At 68.6% G+C, this 16,507-nt stretch carries 16 protein-coding genes, 1 pseudogene and 1 riboswitch; of the genes and pseudogenes, 11 read left to right on the forward strand and 6 right to left on the reverse strand.

The window, feature by feature from the left end; translation table 11 throughout:
- The gene (locus AADV74_RS01660) at positions 1-600 is read right to left on the reverse strand and encodes a CoA-binding protein (RefSeq protein WP_342111185.1); all 600 of its coding nucleotides are present in this window, start codon (positions 598-600) and stop codon (positions 1-3) included.
- The gene (locus AADV74_RS01665) at positions 600-1,892 is read right to left on the reverse strand and encodes an O-acetylhomoserine aminocarboxypropyltransferase/cysteine synthase family protein (protein ID WP_342111187.1); all 1,293 of its coding nucleotides are present in this window, start codon (positions 1,890-1,892) and stop codon (positions 600-602) included. The genes AADV74_RS01660 and AADV74_RS01665 overlap by 1 nt, the downstream gene beginning before the upstream one ends.
- A 75-nt stretch (positions 1,893-1,967) precedes the next feature.
- Between AADV74_RS01665 and AADV74_RS01670 the strand changes: the two genes are divergently transcribed.
- The 5 genes from AADV74_RS01670 (at position 1,968) to AADV74_RS01690 (ending at position 4,857) form a co-directional block, all read left to right on the forward strand.
- Positions 1,968-3,317 carry an MFS transporter gene (locus AADV74_RS01670; protein WP_342111188.1) on the forward strand — a complete coding sequence of 450 codons (1,350 nt, stop codon included), beginning with the start codon at positions 1,968-1,970 and terminating at the stop codon, positions 3,315-3,317.
- Between the two features lie 88 nt (positions 3,318-3,405).
- Complete coding sequence (locus AADV74_RS01675; RefSeq protein ID WP_342111190.1) at positions 3,406-3,771, forward strand: hypothetical protein; 366 nt, start codon at positions 3,406-3,408, stop codon at positions 3,769-3,771.
- Positions 3,772-3,818: 47 nt separating this feature from the next.
- A complete protein-coding gene (locus tag AADV74_RS01680) occupies positions 3,819-4,142 on the forward strand; it encodes a rhodanese-like domain-containing protein (protein WP_342111192.1) in 324 nt (107 codons plus the stop codon).
- Complete coding sequence (locus tag AADV74_RS01685) at positions 4,139-4,435, forward strand: antibiotic biosynthesis monooxygenase family protein (protein ID WP_342111194.1); 297 nt, start codon at positions 4,139-4,141, stop codon at positions 4,433-4,435. The genes AADV74_RS01680 and AADV74_RS01685 overlap by 4 nt, the downstream gene beginning before the upstream one ends.
- A 24-nt stretch (positions 4,436-4,459) precedes the next feature.
- Positions 4,460-4,525: riboswitch (guanidine-III (ykkC-III) riboswitch) on the forward strand.
- Positions 4,526-4,539: 14 nt separating this feature from the next.
- On the forward strand, positions 4,540-4,857 hold the full coding sequence (locus AADV74_RS01690; RefSeq protein WP_342111196.1) for a DMT family transporter: 318 nt from the start codon (positions 4,540-4,542) through the stop codon (positions 4,855-4,857).
- 128 nt (positions 4,858-4,985) lie between these two features.
- On the opposite strand, the gene AADV74_RS01695 is transcribed toward AADV74_RS01690, so the two are convergent.
- The 3 genes from AADV74_RS01695 to AADV74_RS01705 all read right to left on the reverse strand — a co-directional run bounded on the left by AADV74_RS01695 (position 4,986) and on the right by AADV74_RS01705 (position 8,965).
- Positions 4,986-6,092, reverse strand: a complete 1,107-nt coding sequence (locus tag AADV74_RS01695; RefSeq protein WP_342111198.1) for a fatty acid desaturase family protein — start codon at positions 6,090-6,092, stop codon at positions 4,986-4,988.
- Positions 6,093-6,282: 190 nt separating this feature from the next.
- Positions 6,283-7,269, reverse strand: a complete 987-nt coding sequence (locus AADV74_RS01700) for a YeiH family protein (RefSeq protein ID WP_342111200.1) — start codon at positions 7,267-7,269, stop codon at positions 6,283-6,285.
- A 1-nt stretch (position 7,270) separates the two neighbouring features.
- A complete protein-coding gene (locus AADV74_RS01705) occupies positions 7,271-8,965 on the reverse strand; it encodes a dolichyl-phosphate-mannose--protein mannosyltransferase (RefSeq protein ID WP_342111202.1) in 1,695 nt (564 codons plus the stop codon).
- 74 nt (positions 8,966-9,039) lie between these two features.
- Here AADV74_RS01705 and rsmI point away from each other — a divergent pair, with 74 nt between their 5' ends.
- Entirely contained in the window at positions 9,040-9,855 is an 816-nt protein-coding gene (gene rsmI / locus AADV74_RS01710) for a 16S rRNA (cytidine(1402)-2'-O)-methyltransferase (protein WP_342111204.1), read from the forward strand.
- A gap of 83 nt (positions 9,856-9,938) precedes the next feature.
- Complete coding sequence (locus AADV74_RS16895) at positions 9,939-11,030, forward strand: NADP-dependent oxidoreductase (RefSeq protein WP_425287233.1); 1,092 nt, start codon at positions 9,939-9,941, stop codon at positions 11,028-11,030.
- Between the two features lie 55 nt (positions 11,031-11,085).
- On the opposite strand, the pseudogene AADV74_RS01720 reads toward AADV74_RS16895, so the two are convergent.
- Positions 11,086-12,024 (reverse strand): annotated as a pseudogene (locus AADV74_RS01720) (AI-2E family transporter); the annotation flags it as partial.
- Positions 12,025-12,086: 62 nt separating this feature from the next.
- Here AADV74_RS01720 and metG point away from each other — a divergent pair.
- From metG to AADV74_RS01740, 4 genes are read left to right on the forward strand one after another with little or no spacing between them, the layout of a single operon-like run.
- Positions 12,087-13,649 (forward strand): methionine--tRNA ligase, encoded by a 1,563-nt coding sequence (metG, locus tag AADV74_RS01725; protein WP_342111207.1) that lies wholly within the window; start codon positions 12,087-12,089, stop codon positions 13,647-13,649.
- Positions 13,639-14,577 carry a TatD family hydrolase gene (locus AADV74_RS01730; protein ID WP_425287234.1) on the forward strand — a complete coding sequence of 313 codons (939 nt, stop codon included), beginning with the start codon at positions 13,639-13,641 and terminating at the stop codon, positions 14,575-14,577. The genes metG and AADV74_RS01730 overlap by 11 nt, the downstream gene beginning before the upstream one ends.
- Positions 14,574-15,443, forward strand: coding sequence for a 16S rRNA (adenine(1518)-N(6)/adenine(1519)-N(6))-dimethyltransferase RsmA (rsmA, locus tag AADV74_RS01735; RefSeq protein ID WP_342111211.1), 870 nt, complete (start codon positions 14,574-14,576; stop codon positions 15,441-15,443). The genes AADV74_RS01730 and rsmA overlap by 4 nt, the downstream gene beginning before the upstream one ends.
- 32 nt (positions 15,444-15,475) lie before the next feature.
- Positions 15,476-16,411, forward strand: a complete 936-nt coding sequence (locus AADV74_RS01740) for a 4-(cytidine 5'-diphospho)-2-C-methyl-D-erythritol kinase (RefSeq protein ID WP_342111212.1) — start codon at positions 15,476-15,478, stop codon at positions 16,409-16,411.
- Positions 16,412-16,507: the final 96 nt, after the last annotated feature.

Below are 16,507 nucleotides of genomic sequence, written 5' to 3' on the forward strand. Positions count from 1 at the left end.
CTAACGCCCGACGGCGCCGCGGCGGCTCGAGATCTGCCCGGTGTCGAAGCCGAGCAGATGCAGTCCGCCTCCGAAGCGGGCGTGCTCCACCTTGATGCAGCGGTCCATCACCACGGTGAGCCCACGAGCCTCGCCGTCGTAGGCGGCATCCTGGTTCCAGATGCCCAGCTGCACCCAGATCGTCTTGGCCCCTACCGCGACGACGTCGTCGATCACGCTCGGGATGTCACTGCCACGGCGGAACACCACGACGATGTCGGGCACCTCGGGGAGGGAGGCCAGGTCTGGATAGGCCTTCTCGCCGAGGATCTCCGTGGCGTTCGGGTTGACGAAGTACAGCCTGTAGTCGCTGGACTGCTGCAGATAGGTGCCGACGAAGAAGCTCGAGCGGGCCGGGTTGGGGGAGGCGCCCACGATGGCGACGCTCTTCGCCGCGCGCAGGATGCGCAGGCGCTCCTTGGCGTCGGGTCCCACCCACGTGCGCTGCGACTTCAGCAGCTTCGCGAGGGGGGAGTCCGATGGCAGGTCGCAGCTCAGTCCGTTGACGAGGCGAACCGTCTCGGTGTCGTGGGCGTCGGATGCTTCGACGACAGTGCTCATCACTTGCCTTCCGTAGCGGCGGTCAGTGCCTGGTCCAGATCGTAGATGATGTCCTCGACATCCTCGATGCCCACGCTGATGCGCACGATCCCGGGGAGCACTCCGGCGTCGATCAGCTGCTGTTCGCTCAGCTGCGCGTGAGTGGTCGATGCAGGGTGGATGATCAGCGTCTTGGCGTCGCCGATGTTGGCCACGTGGCTGGCGAGGTCGACACCCTCGATGAGCTTCTGGCCGACGGATCGACCGCCCTTGACCTCGAAGCTGAACACCGAGCCCGGACCCTGGGGCAGGTACTTGCGGGCGCGGTCGTGGTGCGGGTGGGCCTCGAGGCCGGCCCAGTTGACCGCCTCGATGCGCGGATCGGCGTCGAGCCACTCCGCCACGACTCGGGCGTTGTCGACGTGAGCCTGCACGCGGTAGGGCAGCGTCTCGACTCCCTGCGCCAGCTGGAACGCGGCCTGAGCGGAGAGCGAGGGTCCGATGTCGCGCAACTGCTCTGCGCGGAGCCGCGTGAGGAAGGCGTACTCGCCGAAGTTGCCCGACCACTCGAGCCCGCCGTAGCTCGGCACGGGCTGGCCGAACAGGGGGAACTTGTCGCTGTGCCACTGGAATCGGCCGCTCTCGACGACGACGCCACCGAGGGTGGTGCCGTGCCCTCCGAGGAACTTCGTGGCTGAGTGGGTCACGACATCCGCTCCCCACTCGATCGGGCGGTTGAGGTAGGGGGTCGCGATGGTGGAGTCGACGATGAACGGGATGCCGTGCGCGTGGGCGACGTCGGCGAGGCCCTCGAGGTCGGCGATCTCGCCTGACGGGTTCGCGATGGTCTCGGCGAACAGCACCTTGGTCTTGTCGGTGATGGCCGCGGCGTAGTCGGCCGGGTCGGACGACTGGACGAAGGTGGTCTCGACGCCGAAGCGGCGCAGGGTCACGTCGAGCTGGGTGATCGAGCCGCCGTAGAGGTTGGCCGAGGCGACGATGTGATCGCCGGCGCCCACGAGGCTGGCGAAGGTGATGTACTGCGCGGAGAGCCCGGAGGCTGTGGCCACGGCGCCGAGGCCACCCTCCAGGCTGGCGACGCGCTCCTCGAAGCTCGCCACGGTGGGGTTCGCCAGGCGTGAGTAGATGTTGCCGTACTTCTGCAGGGCGAATCGGGCCGCGGCATCCGAGGTGTCATCGAAGACGAAGGCCGTGGACTGGTAGATGGGCAGCGCCCGCGCTCCGGTCACTGCGTCGGGGATGTTGCCTGCGTGGATTGCACGCGTCTTGAAGCCGTACTCGCGATCTGCCATGCGGCCACGCTACCGGTGCCGCCCGGGGAGACCGCGGTGCTGCGTAACGCGCCGAAACGCATACGATCGAATGCAGTGACCCTGCCCGACCAAGCTCCAGCCGCACAGCGGCGTCGCTTCGTCGACCTCGCGCCGCTGAGGGAGTCCCCGGCCTTCGCCAGGCTGTGGATCGGTGCCGCCGTCTCGGGCATCGGGGCGCAGCTCACCATCGTGGCCGTCGGTCTGCAGATCTACGACATCACGGCGTCGACGTTGGCCGTGGCTCTCGTCGGCGGCATCGCGCTGCTGCCCATGATCGTCGCCGGGCTCTGGGGAGGCATGCTCGCCGACGCCTTCGACCGCCGACTCGTGCTCATCATCTCGGCGCTCGTCGGCTGGATCGCCACGATCGGGCTCGTCGTCCTGTCGGTGACGGATGCCGTGCTGGCGGCATCCGGAGCCCGCGTCGAGGTCTGGCCGTTCTACGTCTTCACCACGCTGAACGCCGTGGCGGCGACCATCACGAGCGCCACGCGCTTCTCGGTGTACCCGCGAATCCTGCCCGAACACCTGGTGTCGCGAGCGAGCGCATTGAACGGAATCTCCTCTGGACTCCAGCTCACGGTGGGCCCGGCACTGGCGGGCGTCCTCGTCGCCTTCGCCGGGTTCCCGGTCACATTCGCCGTCGATGCCGTGCTGTTCACGGCCGGTTTCCTCGGCATCCTGTCGCTGCCGAAGCTGCCTCCGCTCTCCCACACCCTGCGACCCGGCCTGCAGTCGTTGCGCGACGGCTACGCGTTCCTCCGACGCGCGCCCAACATCCGCATGAGCTTCCTCGTCGATATCGTCGCGATGTCGTTCGGGCGGCCGTTCGTGCTGCTGCCTGCTGTCGGCGCCGTCGTGATCGGTGGCGGGCCGGTGACCGTCGGCATTCTCACGGCCGCAGCAGCCGTCGGTACCTTCGCCACAGGCCTGTTCAGCGGCCCTGTCGCGCACGTGCACAGGTACGGAGTGGCGATCGGGCGCGCCATCACCGTCTACGGCGCGTTCATCCTGCTGTTCGGCCTCGTGATCGCCGGCATGCAGACCGGCTGGTTCGGCCCCGTCGGCCCCGACATCTCGCAGGTGAACTGGGTCGCCCTCGCCATAGCCGGCGTCGCGCTCGCCGGCACGGGAGCCTCCGACGAGGTGAGTGCCATCTTCCGCTCGACCATCCTCCTCACGGCCGCGCCCGACGAGATGCGCGGGCGCCTCCAGGGTGTCTTCACCGTCGTCGTGACGGGAGGCCCGCGCATCGGCGACCTCTACGCCGGCATCCTGGCCTCTCTCGTCGCCCTGTGGTTCCCGCCCGTGCTCGGCGGACTGCTCATCATGGCGCTCATCGGGGTGCTGTTGCGGCTGACTCCGAGTTTCCGTGCCTACGACGCCCGCACTCCGACGCTGTAGCGGCTCGCGCTGCGGAGCGTGCACGCGGCTCGGATATGGTGAGCGTTGATGCGATCTGCGGGGGATACGAGCGGGGGAGTCGGTGGGAGTGGACCGAAATCTGTCCTGGGTGCTCGCTGCTGCCGGCGCCGTCATCGTGCACTTCATTGCGAGCGTGATGATCCTCTTCGTGCTCGCGGACGCGGCATACGACTTCGCTGATTCCATCCCCGGTGGAGGGGAGGTGAGCAGCGCCGATCAGCTGTACAAGCTCGGGCCGAGCCCCACGGTGGGCGCCTATGCACTCGCGGGCGTCGGCATCCTCAGCGCGATCTGTACTCTCATCGCCGCGATCTCCTGGCGGACGCGACGGTGGGCGTGGCTGGTCCCCGTCGTCGGAATTCTCCTCAGTGCGCTCGCCGTGGTCATCTCCATCTCGGCGTTCGTCCCGCCTCCGCCGGACCTCGGCGGCTGAGACTCGCCTCGCAGCTGGCTGGACACGACCGGCTGTAGATTCGAGTCATGGAATCGATCACGCCGGCAGTACTCTCCGCCCTCGACGTCGCAGGCTCGATCATCGACGTGCGCGAGGTCGACGAGGTGGCGGGCGTGCGCATCGCCGGCTCGGTCAACATCCCGATGAGCGCCTTCATCGACCGCATCGAGGAGGTGCCCCTCGATGAGACCGTCTACGTCCTCTGCGCCGTCGGAGGCCGCAGCGCCCAGGTGACCACCTACCTCGACCAGCGCGGCTACGACGTCGTGAACGTCGACGGCGGCATCATCGGGTGGGAGCGGGCCGGACTCGCGGTGGAGCGCGGGAGCACGCCCGAGGCTGCGCAGTGATCCTCGAGCACGTCGTGCTCCCGGTGATCCCGGGGCGCGAGGCCGAGTTCGAAGAGGCCTTCGCCGAGGCACGACCGATCATCGAACGGATGCCCGGATTCCAGCGCCTCTCGCTGTCGCGCGGGGTCGAGTCCCCCGCCTCCTACCTGCTGCTCGTGCACTGGGACTCGGTGGAAGCGCACGAGGTCGGCTTCCGCGGTTCGGCCGGGTACCGACGCTGGGCGGAGCTGCTGCATCCGTTCTACGACCCGTTCCCCGTCGTCGAGCACTTCGCCGAGGTGCACAGAGCCTGATCAGCCAGCATTGCTATCCTGCAATCAGGCCGCAGAGCACGCGGCCCCGGACGAGGGATCAGTACCCGGAACGCGACAAGACTGACCACAGGAGTGGATCAGTCATGGCATGGATCGTTCTCATCGTCTCGGGCGTTCTCGAGGCCGTCTGGGCCACAGCGCTCGGCAAATCGGAGGGCTTCACGAAGCTCTGGCCCTCGGTGATCTTCGGCATCTCGCTTCTCGCCAGCATGGGCGGCCTCGCCCTCGCCATGCGCAGCATCCCGATCGGAACGGCATACGCCGTCTGGGTCGGCATCGGGGCCGCCCTCACCGTCGGCTGGTCGATGATCTCGGGCGACGCCTCGGTGTCGTGGGTGAAGCTCGCGCTGATCGTCGGGCTCGTCGGTTGCGTCGTTGGGCTGAAGCTGGTCGACCACTAGCGGGTGGGTCGTGCGCCACTAGCGGGTGGGAACAGGCCGGGTCAACGAGAACAGGCCGGATGGGCCTGTTCCCGAGGGAATCAGCCGATCCGGCCTGTGTCCAGGTCGCGTCGAGCGAGCGGATGCCGCTAGTGCGTGCGGAACCGCGCCGTCATCGGGCAGTCGAACGGGTCGCGGGCAGCGAGGCCGACCTTGTTGAGGTAGTCCACGACGATGGCGTAGCTCTGCACCAGCCCGGTCTCGGTGTAGAGGATGTCGTGGTCGCGGCAGTACTCGCGCACGATTTCGCCGGCCTTCGCCAGGTGCGGGCGCGGCATGTTCGGGAAGAGGTGGTGCTCGATCTGGTAGTTGAGGCCACCCATGAAGGTGAGCATGCGCCAGTCGCCGCGGATGTTGCGCGAGGTGAGAACCTGGCGACGCAGGAAGTCGACCTTGCTGTCGTGCGGAAGCTGCGGCATGCCCTTGTGGTTCGGAGCGAACGACGCGCCCATGTACACACCGAACACGGCGAGCTGCACTCCGATGAACGCGAAGGCCATGCCGAGCGGCAGGAAGTAGAAGATGACGGCGACGTAGGCGGCGAGACGGGTGACGAGCATGGAGACCTCGACCCAGCGCTTGTCGACCTTGCCGCGGCCCATGACGGTGCGCAGGCCGTGGATGTGCAGGTTGATGCCCTCGAGCATGAGCATCGGGAAGAAGAACCAGCCCTGCTTGCGCGTGACGACAGCCTGCAGTCGGCCCACCTTGGCGGCCTCGGCCGGCTGGAAGACGATGAAGTCGTTGTCGATGTCCGGGTCCTTGCCGACGACGTTCGGGTTGGCGTGGTGACGCGAGTGCTTGGTCATCCACCATGAGTAGCTGATGCCGACGAACGCGTTCGCGAGGATGCGGCCGGCCGTGTCGTTGGCCTTGCCGGACTCGAACACCTGCCGGTGCGAGGCCTCGTGCGCCAGGAAGGCGAACTGCGTGAGGATGATGCCGAGGGCACCGGCCATGAGCAGCTGGTACCAGGTGTCACCGAGCAGGATGAAGCCGGTGACGGCACCGCCGAGAGCGACCAGCAGGATGCTGAAGACCATCCAGTAGAAGCCCGTGCGCCTACGCAGGAGTCCGAGGTTGCGCACTGTGTGCAGCAGGGCCGAGTACTCGGTGGTCGGGTTGGAACGGTCTCCGCCCGGCTTCGTGCGGATGATCCGGACCCCGGAGGAGGGCGCGGCGTCTACTTCTGACACATCACTGCCTTCGATCGATGTGACTTCCCAGTCGAAAAGATGAGGCATGTGCCGCTCATCGCGGGGTGGATCCCCAGCGATCGGATGCTCTTCAGCGTAGGGGAGAATGCTGGGTATTGGCCGGTTTTTTCCATGGATGACATGCCGTGTCGAGCATATGTCACTTGATAAAGGGCGCTCGGGGAATGCGTCATGAAGGAAGGAGTGCGGCCCCGTACGCGAGCACCGCGATGAGGGCCCAGGACGTGAGTCCGACGACGAGTGCGCGCCACCCCGTGCGGGCGAGCTGGGCTATGCGGATGGACGCTCCGAGTGCGAACAGCGCCATGGCCAGCAACGCCGTCTGCACGATGTCGGCGACGCCGAGCACGGCATCCGGAATCGGCAGGATCGAATTGAGCAGAACAGCCGTGAGGAAGCCCACGATGAAGAGCGGCACGACGGCCGGGCGCGGACCCGATGCCTCCGCCGAGCGTCGGCGTTCGACCACGGCCGCGACGGCGACCATGGGAGCGAGCAGGAGCACGCGCGTGAGCTTCACGACCACGGCCACGGCGAGGGCTGCGGGTCCCGCGATCTGGGCCGTCGCGACGACCTGGCCGACGTCGTGCACGCCGGCACCGACCCAGTGCCCGAACTGCAGGTCGCTGAGACCGAGCGGATGCCACAGCGCGGGCAGCACCGCGATGGCGAGGGTTCCGCAGAGCGTGACCAGCGCGACGGGGGTGGCCTGCTCGTCGTCGCGGGCCCTGACGACGCCGCCCATGGCCCCGATGGCCGAGGCGCCGCAGATGGAGAAGCCGCTCGCCACCAGCAGCGGCTGGTGCCCGGGCAGGCCGAGGGCTCGGCCGAGCCAGAGGGTGCCGGCGAAGGTCAGGACGACGATGAGCACCGTTGTCGCGATCGTCAGGGCGCCGAGTCCGGCGATGTCACCGAGGCTGAGCTTCAGACCGAGGAGCACGATGCCGACGCGCAGCAGCCGGCGGGCTGCGATGCGCAGCCCGGGCGCGAGGAGCCCGTCGAGCAGGGCACGGGTCGCGGGAAGCTGGCCGACCACGATGCCGATGACCACGGCCGCCGTCAGGAGCGGGATGGCCGGCGCCAGGGCGTGGACGCCCCACGCCAGGAGGGCGGCCGCACCCGCGACCGACAGGCCGGGCAGCAGGCGAGCGAACACGTCAGCGCCAGCTCGGCAGCCAGATGTGCAGCTGCCAGTACCAGAAGGGGATGCGCTCGCCGGTCCACAGCGGCCAGAAGAAGATCGACACCAGCACGGCGACGACGATGAAGACCGCGACGACGCCGATGCCGCGCTGCCGCCGCCACGTCACGTCGTCACGCTGTCCGAGGATGAGCGCTATCACCGCCGTCAGCGCGAGGATCAGGTAGGGCTCGAAGGCGATCGTGTAGAACTGGAACACCGTGCGGCCCGAATAGAGCAGCCACGGCAGGTAGCCGGCGGCGACGCCCATCAGGATCAGCCCCACGCGCCACTCCCGATAGCGCGCCAGCCTGTAGACGAGGTAGAACAGTGCGGCCGCCGCGGCCCACCAGATGATCGGGTTGCCGATCGAGGTGATGGCGTCGGAGCACGAGTCGGTGGGGCATCCGTTCTCGGCCGTGGTTCCGAGGTAGTACATGCTCGTCGGGCGGATCATGAACAACCAGGTGAACGGGTTCGCCTGGTACGGATGCGGCGTCGCCAATGAGATGTTCCACTGGTACGCCGCGGCCTCGTAGTGCCAGAAGCTCTGCAGAGAGCGGGGAACCCAGGCGAGAGCGCCGGTCCAGGCGTTGCCCGGCTCCTCGGCCCAGTTCCTGTAGTAGCCGGTGGCCGTGACGAACCATCCGGTCCACGCGACGACGTAGGTGACCACGGCGACCGGCACCATGAGGAGGAACGACACCGGACCCTGCTTGAGCACGGCGCTGCTCGCCCAGAAGGCCACGCCGGCCCGCCTGCGGGCGAGCATGTCGACAACGATCACGTAGATGCCGAATCCGGCGAGGAAGTACAGGCCCGACCACTTGACGCTGCTCGTGAGACCGAACGCGAGGCCGGCGGCGAGCAGCCACGGACGCCACCAGAGAGCGGGGCCCCAGCTGCCGGCATCCGGGTCACCGGTCTTCTCGCGCTTCTGCTGCATCCAGCTGGCGAGGCGTCTCTCGTTCCACTCCCGGTCGAGCAGGATGGCGCCGAAGCCCAGCAGGGCGAAGAACATGATCGAGTTGTCGAGGATGGCCACCCGCGACATGACGATGGCATGGCCGTCGATCGCGAAGAGGAAGCCGGCGATCACGCCGAGAAGGGTGGAGCCGCGGAACAGCTTGCGCGCGATGACTGTGAGAAGGAACACCGCGAGGATGCCGACGACGGCGGTGCCGATGCGCCAGCCGAAGCTGTCGCCGGCGCCGAAGACGGCGAGCCCCAGGGCGATGATCCACTTGCCGAGCGGCGGATGCACCACGAAGGAGCCGTCGGAGTTGTAGATATCGGTGTTGCCGGCGTTGAACTGCGCATCGGCGTCGTCGGGCCAGGTGCTCTCGACGCCGTTGCGCAGCAGGGTGTACGCGTCCTTCACGTAGAAGGTCTCGTCGAAGACGAGGCTGTGCGGTTGGCCGAGGTTCCAGAGCCGCAGCACTGCGGCCAGCAGCGTCACTGCGAGCGGACCACCCCAGTACCAGAGGCGCAGGCGCACCGGGGTGGAGAGCATGCGTGCCCACCAGGCGTCGAGACGGGTGCCGCGGGGTTCGGGCACGGCGGTGTCGTTCTGGTCGCGCGCGTCGCGCCGGTCGCGGCCGTCGGCGTTCTCCTCGCCCGTCGAACCGTCGATGAGGTCGTCGATGGCGGGTCTCGGGGCGTCGACACTCATGGCGCAATGCTAAACGAGCGCGGGGGCGGGGCAGGCACGCCACCGTTCGAGCCACGGTGCGAGAGACTGGGAGAATGATCATCCTGGCCGGCACACCCATCGGCAACCTCGGTGACGCGTCGGCCAGGCTCATCGAGGCGCTCGGCGCCGCCCAGGTCATCGCCGCGGAGGACACGCGTGTCACCCAGCGGCTGCTGGCGGCCCTGCACATCGACAACCGACCGCGCCTCATCCCGCTGCACGACCACAACGAGCGGGTGAAGGCGGCCGAACTCGTCGAGCTCGGTCGCGACGCCGACCTGCTCGTGCTGAGCGACGCCGGCATGCCGACGGTCTCGGATCCCGGGTTCCACCTCGTCGAGACCGCGGCAGCGGCGGGAGTGCAGGTCACCGTCATCCCCGGCCCGAGCGCCGTGCTCGCTGCGCTCGCCGTCTCGGGGCTCCCGACGGACCGCTTCACCTTCGAGGGTTTCCTGCCGCGCAAGCACGGAGACCGCACCTCGACCTTCCGCGAGCTCGTCGACGAGCGGCGCACCATGGTGTTCTTCGAGTCGCCGAACCGCCTCGCCGCCGCCCTCACCGACCTGGCCGCCGTCTTCGGCGACGACCGCACAGTCGTCGTCTGCCGTGAGCTCACCAAGTTCTACGAGGAGGTTCGCCGCGGATCGGCCTCCGAACTCGCCGCGTGGGCAGCCGAGGGAGTGAAGGGCGAGATCTGCATCGTCGTGGCCGGAGCGCCGAAGCGCGTGCACAGCCTCGAGGACGGCATCCGCCAGGTGCAGGCGCTGGTCGCTGGCGGCGAACGAATGAAGGATGCGACCGCATCCGTCGCCCTCTCGACAGGACTCGGCAAGCGCGAGCTCTACGAGGGAGCCCTCGCAGCTCGCTAACCAGGTTAGAGACTCACCGGCCATTCCCAGCGGGGAAGCGCACTCTGGAGGAGAACCACCACCTGGACAAGCGGAGGTGCGCGATGGTGCGAGCAGTTCGATTCTCAGAGTTCGGCGGGCCGGAGGTGCTCGAGGTCGTCGACATCGAGATGCCGGTTCCGGATGCCGGAGAGGTGCTCGTTCAGGTCGTCGCGGCCGGCACCAATCCCGTCGAGAGTGCCATCCGTTCCGGTGTGTCTCCAGACCGCTGGCCCGTGGTCTTCCCCGAGGGGCAGGGTCGTGATCTCGCCGGCATCGTCATCGGCGTCGGCCCCGGGGTCACCGACTTCCGCGTGAACGACGAGGTCATGGGCTACGTTGCCCGCGGATCGCACGCCACGCACGTCGCCGTGCCGGCCGGTCAGCTCGCGATCAAACCGCACAGTGTGCCCTGGGAGATCGCCGGCAGCCTGTACGTCGCCGGGACCACTGCCCTCGACGCACTGCAGGACACGGCGGTCCGCCGGGGCGACACCCTCGTCGTCACCTCCGCGGCGGGCGGTGTGGGATGCCTCGTCGTTCAGCTCGCCGTGCGTCGCGGTGCCCACGTGATCGGGACGGCCGCACCGCGGAACGCCGACTACCTGCGCCAGATCGGGGCGACGCCGGTCGACTACGGCCCCGACCTGGCAGAGCGCATCCGTGCCGTCGCCCCGGACGGTGTCGACGCCTTCGTCGACTTCCTCGGCGGTGACGGCGTTGAGACCGCGGTGGAACTCGGCGTTCCGACGGGACGCATCAGCACCGTGCTCGACTGGGGCGCCGTCGACGAGTACGGCGTACAGCGCGCGACCGCGGGAAGCGTGCGCGAGCTCCTCGTGGTGGCCGAGCTCATGGAGCAGCACGCCGTGCGGATGCCGATTGCCGACGTCTTCTCTCTCGACGACGTCGCTGAGGCCTACCGCAGGCTCGACCGCCGCGAGGCCGTCGGCAAGATCGTCATCGGCATGAACATCGTCGAGTACAAGAACCAGCGCCTGAAGGGAACCGCGATCAAGCAGCAGGATGCGACTCTGGGAGTTCCGACTCCGCATCCTCCGACGGAGTCCCACGAGGTTCTTCCTCCGGTGTTCGGTCACCGGAGAGGGTTCGTGCCCAGCCGGCCCGCGGATCCGCATCCAGCAGCAGGAGTCTGAGCAGGAGCGTCAGCGGCACCGCGAGGAGCGCACCGAGCGCGCCCAGCACGAAGCCCCAGAAGATGACGGACGCGAACGTGATCGTGAATCCGAGGTTCACCGCCACGGCGACGAAGCGCGGCTGCACGAGCACCTGGAGAGTCACGTTCACCACGCAGTAGACGGCGATCACGATGAGCGCGAGGCCCCAGCCGCCGGTCACCAGCGCCATGACGGCGGGCGGGATGACGCCGATCACGAATCCGATGTTCGGGATGAAGTTCGTGATGAACGCGAGCACGGCCCAGATGAAGGCGCCGGGCACCCCGAGCGCCCACAGGATGAGGCCGTCGAGCACGGCGACGATCAGGCCGAAGATCGCGTTCACCACCATGTACTGCCTCACTCCGTGGGCGTAGCCGGTGAGCGCTGCGATCACGGAGGCATGGGTCGTGCGGAACCTGGCGAAGATCGGGGCGATGTAGGCGGCATCCGCGGCCATGAAGAGCGTGTAGGCGAAGACGAGCACGACGGCCGTCAGCGAGCTGAGGGCGGACTCGGCGACGGACAGGCCGACGTTGAAGATGGTCGAGGGATCGACGGCGCCGGTGACGGCCTCGGTCTGAGACTGGCTGAGACCGAGCGACGAGACCCAGTCCGTCAGCATCGTCGCCTGCTGCTTGAAGGCGTCGGCGCTGTCGGCGATGAGCCTGGCGAACTGCGCAAGAGCAGTGACGAGCAGCACTCCGAGCGCGAGCAGGATGAGGTAGACCACCACGATGACGGCGGTGGTCGCGGCCCAGCGCTGCCAGCCCCTGCGCTCGAGGATGGCGCGCACGGGGTGGGCGATGATGACGAGCACGATCGAGAGCACGATCGGGCCGATGATCTCCTTCGCGTTCGCCATGCCGGCGATGGTGATCGCGGCAGCCGCGAGGGTGATGAGCACCCGTGTCGCGAGGCCGAGACCCACGGGGCCGACGGGTGTCGGCGGGGGAGGAGGAGCATCCGTCATGCCCTCATCGTCGCCCGGTAACACGGCGGAGAGGCCTCGGCGCGCCGAATAGGATGGTCAGCATGTCCGACGGCTCCTCCTTCTACATCACCACGCCGATCTTCTATGTGAACGACGTTCCCCACATCGGGCACGCCTACACGGAGGTCGCCGCGGACGTGCTCGCGCGCTGGCACCGCCAGAGCGGCGACGACACCTGGTCGCTCACGGGAACCGACGAGCACGGCCAGAAGATCCTGCGCACGGCGACGGCCAACGGCGTCACCCCGAAGGAGTGGGTCGACAAGCTCGTGGCCGAGGCGTGGAAGCCGCTCCTCGAGATCGTCGACCTGTCGAACGACGACTTCATCCGCACGACGGATGAGCGCCACGAGACCAACGTGCAGAAGTTCCTCCAGCACCTCTACGACGCCGGCCACATCTACACGGGCGAGTTCCAGGGCTACTACTGCGTCGGCTGCGAGGAGTACAAGCAGCCGGGCGAGCTCCTCGACGGCGAGGGCGAGTACGAGGGGCAGAAGGTCTGCGCCATCCACTCCAAGCCCGTCGAACTGCTCAACGAGAAGAACTACTTCTTCCGCATGAGCGCCTTCGCCGACCAGCTGCTCGCCCTCTACGAGGAGCGGCCGGACTTCGTGCAGCCCGAGAGCGCCCGCAACGAGGTCGTCTCGTTCGTGAAGTCGGGACTCGCCGACCTCTCCATCTCGCGCACCTCGTTCGACTGGGGCGTGAAGGTGCCGTGGGACGAGTCGCACGTCGTCTACGTCTGGTTCGACGCCCTGCTCAACTACATCACCGCCGTCGGCTACGGCGCCGACGATGAGGAGTTCGCCCGCCGCTGGCCGGCCACCCACATCGTCGGGAAGGACATCCTGCGCTTCCACGCGGTGATCTGGCCCGCCATGCTGCTCGCTGCAGGGCTCGAGGTTCCCAAGCAGGTCTTCGGCCACGGCTGGCTGCTCGTCGGGGGCGAGAAGATGAGCAAGTCCAAGCTCACGGGCATCGCGCCGTCGCAGATCATCGACACCTTCGGGTCGGATGCGTTCCGCTACTACTTCCTGCGCGCCATCTCCTTCGGCCAGGACGGCTCGTTCTCGTGGGAGGACCTCGCTGCCCGCTACCAGGCAGAGCTCGCGAACGGCTTCGGCAACCTCGCGTCGCGCGTGATCGCCATGGTGTCGCGCTACTGCGACGGCGTCATCCCGACGGCGGGCGAGCTGACGCCGGCAGAGGAGGCCATCGTCGCTCTCGAGCGGTCGGTGACGGATGCCGCGAGCGACGCCATCTCTCGCCTCGCCATCCACGAGGCGATCGCCTCGATCTGGGAGCTCGTCGACGCCCTCAACCTCTACATCACCGAGCAGGAGCCGTGGGCACTCGCGAAGGACCCGGCCAACCGTGCCCGCCTCGAGACCGTGCTGGCCACGGTCGTGCGCGGCCTCGGCACCCTCGCCGTGCTGCTCTCACCGGTGACGCCGAAGGCGACGGCCAAGCTCTGGACCGCCCTCGGCGGCGACGGCTCCGTGGCCGAGCAGCGAATCGACCGGGCATGGGAGTGGACCGGGGGAGCATCCGTCGCCCCGCTCGAAGCCCTGTTCCCGCGCATCGAGGCGAGTGGTGAGTAACGAGGAGCCGACAGGCGACTTCGTGCGCGTCCGCGAGCAGACCGCCGGACGGGACCTGAACTACCCGCCGTTGCCCGAGCCGCTTCCCGTCGGCGTGTACGACAACCACACGCACCTCGAGATCGCCGACGGAGAGGGGCTCGACTACCGCGAGCACCTCGACCGCGCGGCATCCGTCGGCGTGCGCGGGGTGATCCAGGTCGGCGGCGACGTCGAGACCTCGCGCTGGTCTGCCGCGACGGCGGCGATCGAGCCGCGCATGCTCGCCGCTGTCGCCATCCACCCCAACGAGGCGGCCGAATACGCCCTGCGCGGCGAGCTCGATGACGCGATCGCCGAGATCGACCGGCTCGCCGGGCAGCCTCGAGTGGTCGCCGTAGGCGAGACCGGGCTCGACTACTTCCGCACCGAGAGCGCCGAGGGGCAGGCAGCCCAGCAACGCTCCTTCGAGGCCCACATCGACATCGCCAAGCGGCACGGCCTCGCGCTGCAGATCCATGATCGCGACGCCCACGCCGCCGTCATCGCCACGCTGCTGCGGGTCGGTGCGCCCGAGCGCACTGTGTTCCACTGCTACTCCGGCGATGCCGAGATGGCCGGGGTGTGCGCCGAGAACGGCTGGTACCTCTCCTTCGCCGGCAACGTGACGTTCAAGAGCGCCGAGAACCTGCGCAGGTCGCTCGCCGTCGCCCCGCGCGAGCTTGTGCTCGTCGAGACCGACGCCCCCTTCCTCACGCCCACGCCACTGCGCGGGCGTCCGAACGCGCCGTACCTGATCCCGCACACCCTGCGGGCCATGGCCGGCTACCTCGACACCGACGTCTCGGTGCTCGCCGCCCGGATCAGCTCGAACACCGAGCGGGTCTACGGGAGCTGGGATGCTGAGCCCGTCTCCAGCGTCGTCGTTCCGTCAGGAGGATTCGCATGAGCGGAGAACACAGCGCGGGCGGGGCCCGACTGCTCGGACCTGCTGAGATCCGCGATCTCGCAGAGCTGCTGGGCGTCACGCCCACCAAGAAGCTCGGCCAGAACTTCGTCATCGACGCCAACACCGTGCGCCGCATCGTCAAGACCGCCGGCGTGCAGGCGGGTGAGCAGGTCGTCGAGATCGGGCCGGGGCTCGGCTCGCTCACCCTCGGGCTCACCGAGGCCGGGGCATCCGTCATCGCCGTCGAGATCGACGGACGCCTGGCCGAGCAACTGCCGAAGACAGTGTCGCTGATGCAACCGGATGCGGCCCTCGAGGTCGTGCACCAGGACGCCCTGCGCATCCTCGAGCTGCCCGGGTCTCCCGTGCGCCTGGTCGCGAACCTGCCGTACAACATCTCGGTGCCCGTGCTGCTGCACTTCCTCGAGCACTTCCCGTCGATCCACGCCGGCATCGTCATGGTGCAGGCCGAGGTCGGTCACCGCATCGCGGCGCTGCCGGGATCGAAGGTCTACGGCAGCCCGAGCGTCAAGGCCGCCTGGTACGGCGACTGGCGCACAGCCGGCAATGTGAGCAGGCAGGTGTTCTGGCCGGTGCCCAACGTCGACTCCGTGCTCGTCGGCTTCGACCGACGCAGCGACGCCATCGGAACCGAGGCCGAGCGCCTCGCCACCTTCGCCCTCGTGGACGGCGCCTTCCAGCAGCGCCGCAAGATGCTGCGGCAGTCGCTCTCGGGGGTGCTCGGCGACGCAGCCACCGCATCCGCCGCCATGGAGGCCGCCGGGGTCAAGCCGACGGCTCGTGGCGAGGAGCTGACCGTTCACGACTTCCTCGCCGTCGCGCGGGCGTCGCACCTCACCGACTGACTCGGCGCGGCTATCCGGGCTAGGTTAGAAGCATGACCCTGCCTGCCGCATCGCCTGTCGCGCACGCGCGGGCCCCGGGCAAGATCAACGTCTTCTTCAAGGTCGGCGCCCGCCAGGACGACGGCTACCACGACGTCGCCTCGGCCTACCAGGCTGTGTCGCTGTTCGAGGATGTGCGCGCACACCCCGCCGACGACTTCTCGGTCTCGTTCACGGGCAGTGTCGACACCTCCGGGCTCGCTACGGACGGCAGCAACCTGGCCATCAAGGCGGCCCGCCTGCTCGCCCGCAAGACGGGATTCCGCGGGGGAGTGCGACTCGAGGTCGAGAAGCACGTGCCCATCGCCGGAGGCATGGGCGGCGGGTCTGCGGATGCCGCAGCCACCCTGCTCGCCTGCGACGCGCTGTGGGGCACCGAGCTCACCCGCGACGAGCTCATCACCCTAGGCGCGAAGCTCGGCGCCGACGTTCCGTTCGCCCTGCTCGGGGGGACGGCCATCGGCACCGGCCGAGGCGACCAGCTCAGCCCGGCGCTGGCCAAGGGCACCTTCCACTGGGTGCTCGCCATAGCCGAGTTCGGCATGTCGACCCCCGCCGTGTACGAGGAACTCGACAGGCACCGCACTCGCAACGCCCGCGACATCCAGCCCGCCGAGACCGCGCCGACTGTCGACACCGAGGTGCTGCAGGCGCTGCGGGCCGGAGACGCCCGCATGCTCGCCAACGCCCTGTCGAACGACCTGCAGGCCGCCGCGTTGCACCTGGCTCCCGGCCTCGGCCACATCCTCGAACTCGGCGAGGAGAACGGCGCCCTCGCCGGCATCGTCTCAGGCTCCGGCCCCACCGTCGCGTTCCTCGCCCAGGACGCCGACTCGGCGCTCGAGCTGCAGGTCGCCCTCTCGGCGGCCCGCCTCACCGCCGTGCGTGCCACGGCACCGGTACACGGCGCGCGCCTGCTGCACGACTGAGCCGAGGCATCCGCCGCCATCCTGGTGCGCCCCCGACCTGGCGGGGTTCCGATGGTGCGGCGGGTGGTCCTGCGCGCGCCACACCATCGGAACCCC

It is taken from the genome of Leifsonia stereocauli (assembly GCF_038432415.1).
Taxonomy (GTDB): Bacteria; Actinomycetota; Actinomycetes; order Actinomycetales; family Microbacteriaceae; genus Orlajensenia; species Orlajensenia stereocauli.

Coding starts and splice junctions, on each gene's coding strand:
- AADV74_RS01705 (WP_342111202.1), bottom strand. CDS start 8,965: ATGAGTGTCGACGCCCCGAGACCCGCCATCGACGACCTCATCGACGGT.
- AADV74_RS01680 (WP_342111192.1), top strand. CDS start 3,819: ATGGAATCGATCACGCCGGCAGTACTCTCCGCCCTCGACGTCGCAGGC.
- rsmA (WP_342111211.1), top strand. CDS start 14,574: ATGAGCGGAGAACACAGCGCGGGCGGGGCCCGACTGCTCGGACCTGCT.
- AADV74_RS01665 (WP_342111187.1), bottom strand. CDS start 1,892: ATGGCAGATCGCGAGTACGGCTTCAAGACGCGTGCAATCCACGCAGGC.
- AADV74_RS16895 (WP_425287233.1), top strand. CDS start 9,939: ATGGTGCGAGCAGTTCGATTCTCAGAGTTCGGCGGGCCGGAGGTGCTC.
- AADV74_RS01740 (WP_342111212.1), top strand. CDS start 15,476: ATGACCCTGCCTGCCGCATCGCCTGTCGCGCACGCGCGGGCCCCGGGC.
- AADV74_RS01690 (WP_342111196.1), top strand. CDS start 4,540: ATGGCATGGATCGTTCTCATCGTCTCGGGCGTTCTCGAGGCCGTCTGG.
- rsmI (WP_342111204.1), top strand. CDS start 9,040: ATGATCATCCTGGCCGGCACACCCATCGGCAACCTCGGTGACGCGTCG.
- AADV74_RS01660 (WP_342111185.1), bottom strand. CDS start 600: ATGAGCACTGTCGTCGAAGCATCCGACGCCCACGACACCGAGACGGTT.
- metG (WP_342111207.1), top strand. CDS start 12,087: ATGTCCGACGGCTCCTCCTTCTACATCACCACGCCGATCTTCTATGTG.